Here is an 8,304-nt window from a genome sequence, read left to right as displayed (position 1 = left end):
CGCGACCTGACGGACGGTCCGCTGCTCGCCGGGCTCGCGCCGCGTGGAGCGCCCGCGGGCACGGAGATACCCAAGGGCACCGCCCGGCTCACGCTGACCGCCGCCCTGCACAGCACCACGCCGGGGCCGGGAGCGGACGTCACACTCACGGTGCGGGACCGTCACGGAACCACCTACGACATACCGTCCGGCCACCTCGCCTCCGACGGCCGCTCTCACCGGCTGACCCCGGATCTGAACGGCGCCCGGGGCCCGTTGACGCTGACCGGGCTCGAACTGAGTACGCCGCAGCCGATCAGCCGTCCACACCGGCACCGCTTGATCCTCGGCGCGTTAACGGCGACAGCGGGCGACGGCGACGTCCGGCAGCTGACCCTGCCGACGAGGTGGGCGACCGCGGTCGAGGCCGACCCGGCCGCCGTCCCCGACGACAACGCCCGGCCGACCCGCCCCCGGATCACGTCGACGACACCCGTCACCATGACCTACGGCACCGGGTACCAGCCGCCGGACATATCGCCGCCCGCATCGCCGCTGGAGGTCCGGCTGAAGGTCGCCCAGCCCGCGGCGCCCGAGATCGTCGCGGTCGCCACCGACCGGTACCTCACCGCGTCCGGTGCGCGCGAGGGCCAGCGCGTGGAGGTGACGTTCGACGGCCGTTCCGTGCCTGTACGCATCGTCCGCACCGCGAGCGCCCTGCCCACGACGGAAGCCACCGCGCAGGACGGCGGGGCCCTGCTGGTCGATCTCCGGGCCGTCAACCGGGTGCTGCAGGCCCGCTACGGAACCAGCCTGGAGCCCACCGAGTGGTGGCTGCGCACCGCCGCGCCCGGCGCAACGGCAGCGGCCGTGCGCGCCCTGCCCGACGTCGATCCGGAGCAGGTGATGGTGCGCGACGAGATAGCGGCCCAGCTGCGCGACGACCCGTTCGGGGCGGCCCCGGAAGCAGCGCTGGTCGGGGCGGCCGTGGTGACGGTGCTCTTCGCCTCGCTCGGCTTCGCCGTGAGCGCGGCAGGGGCGATGCGGTCCCGGGACGGTGAGTTCGCCGTGTTGCGCGCCCTGGGGACACCACGCCGTCGGCTGGCCCGGCTGGTCGCCGTGGAGCACGGCGTACTGGTGGCCCTGGCGCTGCTGGTCGGCACCGCCCTGGGCACGGTGCTGACGCACGCGCTGGTTCCCCTCGTCGTCCTGACCGGGCAGGCCACCCGGCCGCTCCCACCGGTGCTGGTCGAACTCCCGCTCCCGCGCCTGGCCGCCCTGCTGGCGGCCCTCGCGGCGGGCCCCGCCCTCGTGACCGTGGCCCTCGCCCTTCGACGGGCGAAACCCGTGATGGCTCTCAGGGACGAGGTGACGCAGTGACCGCGAAGCGGGTACCCCCTCAGGACGGGGGGACGAGGGCGGTGCCACCGCACGTACGGGCCGGGTTGTGGACCCGGCTCAGGGCCTTCGCCGCTACGTCCGTGGCCCTCGCGCTGCTGGTGGCCGTGACCGCGGCGCTGGCCGCCGCGTACCCGCGTGCCGTCGACCGCTACGGGGACGCAGGGCTGCGCCGGGCGGTCGAGCAGGCTCTACCCGACCAGACGACCGTGGAGGTGCAGGTCCCGCTGCCCTATATGGACACGGTCGAGGAGATGGAGGCTGCCCTGCGTGTCGGTCCGCTGACCGCCGCGCGGGCCGAGATTCTCGCCACCGCCGAGGCACCGCTGGTTCCCGACCCCGCGCAGTCGTCGTACGGCGTGCGCACGACCGTCGCCCTCGAGGCGTCCGACCCCTGGCTTCCCCGGCCCGCCGGCCTGCCCGCCCAACTGGTGCTCGCCGCCCAGCAGGACCTGGCCTCCCACGCCCGGCTCAGCGCCGGCCGGTTGCCGCGCACCACGGGCGCACCGGTGACCGCGGCGACCGCGCAGGTCGAGGCCGCCGTCACCGTGGACACCGCCCGCACACTCGACATCCGGGTGGGCTCGGTGATCCACGTACCAGGCTCGGCACACGACCCGCTCGCCGTCCGGGTCACCGGAATCGTCGTCCCGCGCGCCCCCGAGGGCGCCTACTGGTCGGCACAGCCGGTGCTGCGCACCCCCACGCTGAGCCGCCGGCCCGACCTCTTGCCGACGGACGTCCACTGGCTCGGTGGCCTGCTTCTCGCCCCCGATGCCGGCCCGGCCCTCCTGGGCACACCCGGCCGCCCGCACCGGTACTGGCACGTGGCCCCCGACGTCGCCACCCTGCGCGGCCACGATCTCGACCGTCTGGCGTCCGCCGTGGCCGCCCTCGAGTCGGGGCCGGGAGTGCAGCGACTGCGGGCGGTCGTGGACGAGAGCCTGGAAGCCCAGACGAATCTCGACGAGGTCCTCGCGGACCATGCCCGACTACGGTCGGGGATCGATCCGCTGCTTCTCCTCGCCGCCGTCGGGACCGGCAGCCTCGCCGTGATCGTCCTGGCCATGGCCGGCGGCGTGGCAGCCGACCGCCGACACAGCGAGCTGGCCCTGCTGCGTGCCCGCGGCGTCTCACTGCCCGGCCTGGCCGTCCGGCTGCTGGCGGAGACGGCGGTGGTGGCCGTGCCCGCCGGCGCCCTCGGACTGACTGCCGCACTGCTCGTCCTGCCAGGTGCCCGCACCGCGCCCGCCCTCGCCGCCACCCTCGCCGTCACCCTGCTCGCCTGCGGCGCGCTCCCCCTGCGCGTCGTGGTGGCACACCGCACGGTACGGATGCACGACGGGCGGGAGGACCTCACAGCCGCCCGGCCGTCGCGGCGCCGAACCGTGGCGGAACTGACCGTCCTGGTGATCGCGTCGGGGGCGATCGCCGCCCTGCGCCGACAGGGCTCCGGCAGCACCGGTCTGGTGGCCGCCGCTCCGCTGCTGACAGGCGTGGTCGCGGCTCTGCTGCTGGCACGCCTCCACCCCGTGCCACTGCGTGCGCTGAGCAAGGCGACCACTCGCATGCGCGGCCTGGTGATTCCCCTGTCGCTGGCCCATGTCGCCCGCGCCCCCGGCTTCGCCGTGCTGCCCCTGCTCGCCCTGCTCAGCGCCCTGACCACGGCCGCGTTCGGCGGCTCGGTCCTGGCAGGGGTCACGGCGGCCCGCGACCGGGCCGCGCTCCTCGAAGTGGGCGCTGACGGCCGCGTCGAGACCATCACCGGTGAACTCCCTCGAGCCCTGCCCGACCGCGTACGCCAACTGCCCGGCGTACGGGACATGACGCAAGCGAGCGTCACCTACGACGCGAAGCCAGAACAAGGCAGTCAGCCGGTACCGCTGGCCGGTGTGGACCCCGACGCCTATGCGCTCCTGTCGCACCACACGGGACTGGGACCGTTCGAGGCGGCGAGCCTCCGGCAGGCGGACGCCGGTACGGCGGGCAGCACCGACCGGCCCCTGCCCGCGCTGGCCTCACCTCGCGTGGCCGACGAGTACGGCACCGGCCCCCACTCCGTCCTGCTCCCGGACGGCACCTCCGTCACCGTCCGGATCGTCATGGTCCGAGACCGCACCCCGGCCGTGTTCGGTGACGACTTCCTGATCGTGGACCGCGCCGGCCTTCCCCGCGGCGCGGCGCGTACGACCACCCTGCTACTGACCGGCGACGCTCTGAACGGCCGGGCGCTGCGCTCGGTCGCGGAAGGCACAGCGGCAACCGTCCGGCTGCGCACCGAGGAACGCACGCGGCACGTCGACTCACCGCTGCAGTCCGGCGCGGAACGCCTGTACGGTGTCGCGGTCGCCGCGGGCGCCGGGTACGCGATCCTCGCCCTCGTGCTGACCGTGCTGCGCACCGCACCCGAACGCAGCGCCCTGCTCGCCCGGTTGCGCACCATGGGCATGACCCGGTCCCAGGGCCGCCGACTGCTGATCCTCACGGCCCTCCCGCAGGCGTTCCTGGCCACGGCCGGTGGCATGCTGACCGGCTGGATCGGCATTCACCTGCTGTCGCCCGGCGTCGACCTCACGGCCATCGCCCTGGCCTCCCCGTCCGCTCTCGAGGGGGCCGCGCTGCGCACCGATCCGCTCTCGCTGGCGGTTCCGGCGCTCACCGTGCTGCTGCTGGCCGTCGGTGTGCCCGCCGGCCAGGCCTGGTGGACCAGCCGACGTGGCTCGGTGCGCGAACTGAGGCTGGGTGACAACTAGACAGTGAGCGGAGCCTTGAGACCTGGGACCTGGCGTTCGGATCACGCCGGCTTCGAAAGCGGCGCCGTTCGGCCGCCGGTGAGCGCGGCGCGGCGCGTGCGGCTGCACGGCGGAGGAGGGCGTGAACGCGGAGCGCCGGCAACCGACGGCAACACCGCCGGGAATCCCTCCACGCCTTCAAGGCAGTGGGGGAGCGATGCCACGCCCCACGTCCCGGGCGTGATCCGAACGACAGGTCCCAGCCCTTCCGGCACCGGCCCGTGTCCCTCCGTCCGCCAAGGAGCAGCCGATGACCAGCAGCCCGACCTTCCACGAACTCGCCGACCGTGCCCTCGCCACGCGCGACGCCGCCGTCTACGGTCACGACGCCCTGATCACCTGCGACCGGCTGGTACGGATCTTCGCCGCCGACGGCGTGGAGGTCCAGGCACTGCAAGGCCTCGATCTCCTCGTTCGCAAGGGAGAGCTCATGGCCCTGGTCGGTGCCTCCGGCAGCGGCAAGTCCACCCTCATGAACATCCTGGCCGGACTGGACAGACCCACCGCCGGCGCTGCCCGCGTCGCCGGCCACGACCTGGTCACGATGTCCTCCAAGGAACGCCTCGCCTACCGTCGCAAGACCGTCGGCTTCGTCTGGCAGCAGACCTCCCGCAATCTCCTGCCCTATCTCACCGCCGCGCAGAACGTCGCCCTGCCCCTGCAGTTGGCTCGCGCCCGAGACCGGCGCCGAACCCGGGCCGACCGCGCCATGGACCTCCTCGACCTGCTGAAGGTCGCCGAGTGCCGCGATCGTCGGCCCCAGCAGATGTCCGGCGGCCAGCAGCAGCGCGTCGCCCTGGCGGTCGCCCTCGCCAACGATCCCGCGGTCCTGCTCGCCGACGAGCCCACCGGCGAACTCGACTCCCACACCGCTGAACAGGTCTTCGCCGCGTTCCGCACCGCGAACGAGGAGCTGGGGACCACCATCGTGATCGTCACCCACGATCAGTCCGTCGCCGGTGAGGTCCGCCGTACGGTCGCCATCCGGGACGGCCGCACGTCGACGGAGGTCCTGCGCCACAGCGAAGTCGACTCCGCCACCGGCCAGGAGAACCTGGTCGCCCGCGAGTACGCCATGCTCGACCGGGCCGGCCGCCTTCAGCTGCCCGCCGAGTACACCCGGGTCCTGGGGATGCGCGACCGTGTCGCCCTGGAACTGGAACCCGACCACATCGCCGTCCGCCCGGACGACGCACGGAACGACCGGCACGGCCAGGGCTCAGCCGAGGAACAGCGTCACGGCCAGGGCTCAGGCGAGGACCAGCCGGAGCTCTGAACCGAACCAGGTGAGGTCTGATGTGTGCTGCCGCAAGGCGGCGGAGACAGTCGACGCGACGAGGATCTCGTGCTCGAAGAGCTTGGGGGAGCGGGGGAGCGGGGGAGCGGGGGAGCGCATGCCGGCCCCGTGTCCGCGGTGCTCCAAACGACCGGCTTCAAAACTCGGTGATCTCACCGTCCTTCAGTTCCAGCACACGATCGGCAAGGTCGAGAAGCGTCGTGTCATGGGTGGCCACGAGAGCCGTGATCCGTTCGCTTCGAACGACCGCGCGCAGCAGTTCCATCACGGAGTGACCGGTTTCCGCGTCCAACTGGCCGGTCGGCTCGTCGGCGATGAGAATCGAGGGACTGTTGGCCAGGGCGCGGGCGATGGCGACGCGCTGGCGCTGCCCGCCCGACAACTCTCCCGGGCGCTGCGCGGCATGGTCGGCGAGCCCCACGAGGGACAGCAGCAGTTCGACGCGCTCCCGGCGCTCGCGCGGGTCCGCCTTTCGCAACCGCAGCGGTATGCCCACGTTTTCGGCAGCCGTGAGGATGGGGATGAGCCCGAACGACTGGAAGACGAAGCCGATACGCTCCCGGCGCAGCGCGAGGAGGGCGTCCTCACCCTGGTCCCGCAGGTGCAGCCCGTCGACGGTGACGCTTCCGCTGTCCGGCTCGTCCAGACCACCGATGATGTTGAGCAGAGTGGTCTTGCCCGAGCCCGAGCGTCCCTTGAGAGCAACGAGTTCCCCACGCGGGACCTCGAAGGAAACGCCACGCAGGGCATGAACGGCGCCGGCGCCTCGACCGTACGACTTGTGCACATCCGCCACCTGCAGCATGGCTGCGGCCACCGCCTGGCCCATCGCGCCCCCGTATGCTCGCTGATCCCGCGGCGCGTCATCATCTCACCCGGCACCACAACCGGCAAAGCGTGGTGCGCCGAGGCGTCTCCGTTCCCACGCGTCGGACCTCCGGCGGGTGACGGTGCGTCAAGGGAAGTGCCCCCTCGGCCTACCACCCCCAACCCGTCCGCTTCCCTACCTGCCCGGTGCGCCGCGGCACACTTCCTGACGCCCCGCGGCACGACCGACGGCGGGTGCGACGCACTGTCATCCGCGCCTCGACGGGACAGCCGCCGTTCGAACTGCCGCCGGAGCGACCGGAACCATGGTTCCCGGAGCCCGATGAACCTGCAGCGGCCGGCTTCGAGGTGCTAGAAGAACCCAAGTTTCCGAGGGCTGTAGGAACAGAGAATGTTCTTCGTCTGCTGGTGGTACACGGTTTGCGCAGTTCTGACCAGTTGCAACAGCCCAAGTCGACGAAAACTTCAGCCCCCTGGCCCGCGTGTGGTCCGGATCTTGGTCTGCCATCGGTGCCGCCTCCGTCTTGGAGGGACTGGACCGCGCCAGCACGTCGCCCGGAACCAGCCCCCGCGAGTATGGGAAGCGCGAGACAGCGAGCTTCTGCTGTTCGCCTTCGTAGGGGGCGGCTCCGGGGGACTTTCGGTGACCCGTCGGGCGGTCTTCAGAAGACGAAGGTCAATTGAAGGTCACTGGGTCTTTTCAGCGTGACCACCGATCAGGTGACGGCTTCGGCGCCCCTGGCAATAAGCACTCGCCGAGGAGACAGTCAGTGGAAAGCGTCAGTCATGCAGTCCACCCAACAGTCGGCGGCATCAAAGCGCCGGCGGAGGGCGGCAGCTGCCTCTTCGTGCCCCACGAAGTGCCCGTAGTGCTGGCACGCCACCCTGGTCACGTCCCCGACCGTGACGATGGCCGGGTCGCCGCGTGCGGCCCGGCGGCGTGCTTCGGCGATCGCCATGTCCGCAGAATGCAACAGGCTTCTGGAACGGTCCCGGATCACGGCCGCCTGGGCCCGTTTCGCCGAGAGGGGGCGCAGGACACGTCCCCTCCAGACGTAGCCGGCGGCGACAAGGACGAGACCGAGTGCTACGAACAGGAGTCCGCCGGGGGCGTGAGGTCGCATCTATCCAGTCTTCACCACTCGCGTGGTGATCGTCATGCCCGCGCCGGCGTGACGCTGCCGATTTTCGGAGCGACTTGGTGTCAGTGATCCTTTCAGCACGGCCACCGATCGGGTGGCGCGGCCGGGATGCACAACGCACGAGGCTCCCGTGCCGTTGGGGGAGGTGTTCGAAGTCTCAACCCACGGGCACAGGAGCCGCGTTGGTCCTCCGTTCTGCCTCACTCGACCTGCCCCACGCCCTGGTCGAGTGGGTCACCATGCTCATCGTCACCCGCGAGAGTGACCGCCGCTGCAAACTCCCGCCGCACCAACGTGCGCTCGTCGGCCTGACGTACCTGCGTAAGCACGACACGCTCGCCCAGATCGCCGTCGGCTTCGGTATCTCGGTGGGCACCGCTCACGCTTACACACCTCGGTGATCAGCCTGCTCGCCGACCGTGCACCGGGCCTGCTCAAGGTGGTGCGCGAGGCCGATCCCGACTACGTCCTGCTCGACGGCACTCTCGCGGAGTGCGACCGCCTGGGCGAGGGCCGGGCCGACTACTCCGCCAAGCACCGCCGACACGGCGTGAACGTGCAGGTGGTTACCGATCCGGAGGGCCGGCTGCTGTGGATCTCGCCCACACTGCCCGGCCGAGCGCACGACCTGACCGCGGCCCGCACCCACCGGATCATCCGGATCTGCGAACGCCAGGGCGTCCCGGTCCTCGCCGACCGTGCCTACATGGGAGCCGGACCGTGGGTGACGACACCCCTCAGACGCCCGCCGGGCCGTGACCTCACACCAACCCAGCGAACGGTCAACCGCGCTCGCGTATGCGGACCTGGGCTGAGCCGGCGATTCGCTGACGTGCGGGTACCCGGGTCGCTCCCCGCTGTTCCCCGC

At 71.9% G+C, this 8,304-nt stretch carries 5 protein-coding genes and 1 pseudogene; 4 read left to right on the top strand and 2 right to left on the bottom strand.

Translation table 11 applies throughout. From position 1 onward, the window contains the following. From AWZ10_RS00125 to AWZ10_RS00115, 3 genes are all read left to right on the top strand, one after another. On the top strand, positions 1–1,359 hold a 1,359-nt coding region (locus AWZ10_RS00125; protein WP_244172325.1), incomplete at its 5' end, for an FtsX-like permease family protein. Beyond that, positions 1,356–4,130 carry an ABC transporter permease gene (locus tag AWZ10_RS00120; RefSeq protein ID WP_079104265.1) on the top strand — a complete coding sequence of 925 codons (2,775 nt, stop codon included), beginning with the start codon at positions 1,356–1,358 and terminating at the stop codon, positions 4,128–4,130. The genes AWZ10_RS00125 and AWZ10_RS00120, both read left to right, overlap by 4 nt. A 289-nt stretch (positions 4,131–4,419) precedes the next feature. Then, positions 4,420–5,445, top strand: a complete 1,026-nt coding sequence (locus AWZ10_RS00115; RefSeq protein ID WP_060890123.1) for an ABC transporter ATP-binding protein — start codon at positions 4,420–4,422, stop codon at positions 5,443–5,445. Positions 5,446–5,602: 157 nt separating this feature from the next. Here the strand turns inward: AWZ10_RS00115 and AWZ10_RS00110 are convergent, their stop codons facing one another. Both AWZ10_RS00110 and AWZ10_RS53335 read right to left on the bottom strand, forming a co-directional pair. After that, positions 5,603–6,295, bottom strand: a complete 693-nt coding sequence (locus AWZ10_RS00110) for an ABC transporter ATP-binding protein (RefSeq protein ID WP_060890122.1) — start codon at positions 6,293–6,295, stop codon at positions 5,603–5,605. Between the two features lie 766 nt (positions 6,296–7,061). Next, positions 7,062–7,253 (bottom strand): hypothetical protein, encoded by a 192-nt coding sequence (locus AWZ10_RS53335; RefSeq protein WP_244172323.1) that lies wholly within the window; start codon positions 7,251–7,253, stop codon positions 7,062–7,064. 422 nt (positions 7,254–7,675) lie between these two features. On the opposite strand from AWZ10_RS53335, the pseudogene AWZ10_RS00100 reads away from it, so the two are divergent. Further along, a pseudogene (locus AWZ10_RS00100) lies at positions 7,676–8,229 on the top strand (transposase); the annotation flags it as partial. Positions 8,230–8,304: the final 75 nt, after the last annotated feature.

This window comes from Streptomyces europaeiscabiei (genome assembly GCF_001550375.1).
GTDB lineage: Bacteria > Actinomycetota > Actinomycetes > Streptomycetales > Streptomycetaceae > Streptomyces > Streptomyces europaeiscabiei.
The sequence above is the reverse complement of the archived record's forward strand: the minus strand, read 5'-3'. Positions and strand labels throughout refer to the sequence as shown.

Bases quoted from the DNA above. Each gene is read 5' to 3' on its own strand.
- AWZ10_RS53335 (WP_244172323.1), bottom strand. From the start codon at position 7,253: ATGGCGATCGCCGAAGCACGCCGCCGGGCCGCACGCGGCGACCCGGCC.
- AWZ10_RS00115 (WP_060890123.1), top strand. From the start codon at position 4,420: ATGACCAGCAGCCCGACCTTCCACGAACTCGCCGACCGTGCCCTCGCC.
- AWZ10_RS00110 (WP_060890122.1), bottom strand. From the start codon at position 6,295: ATGGGCCAGGCGGTGGCCGCAGCCATGCTGCAGGTGGCGGATGTGCAC.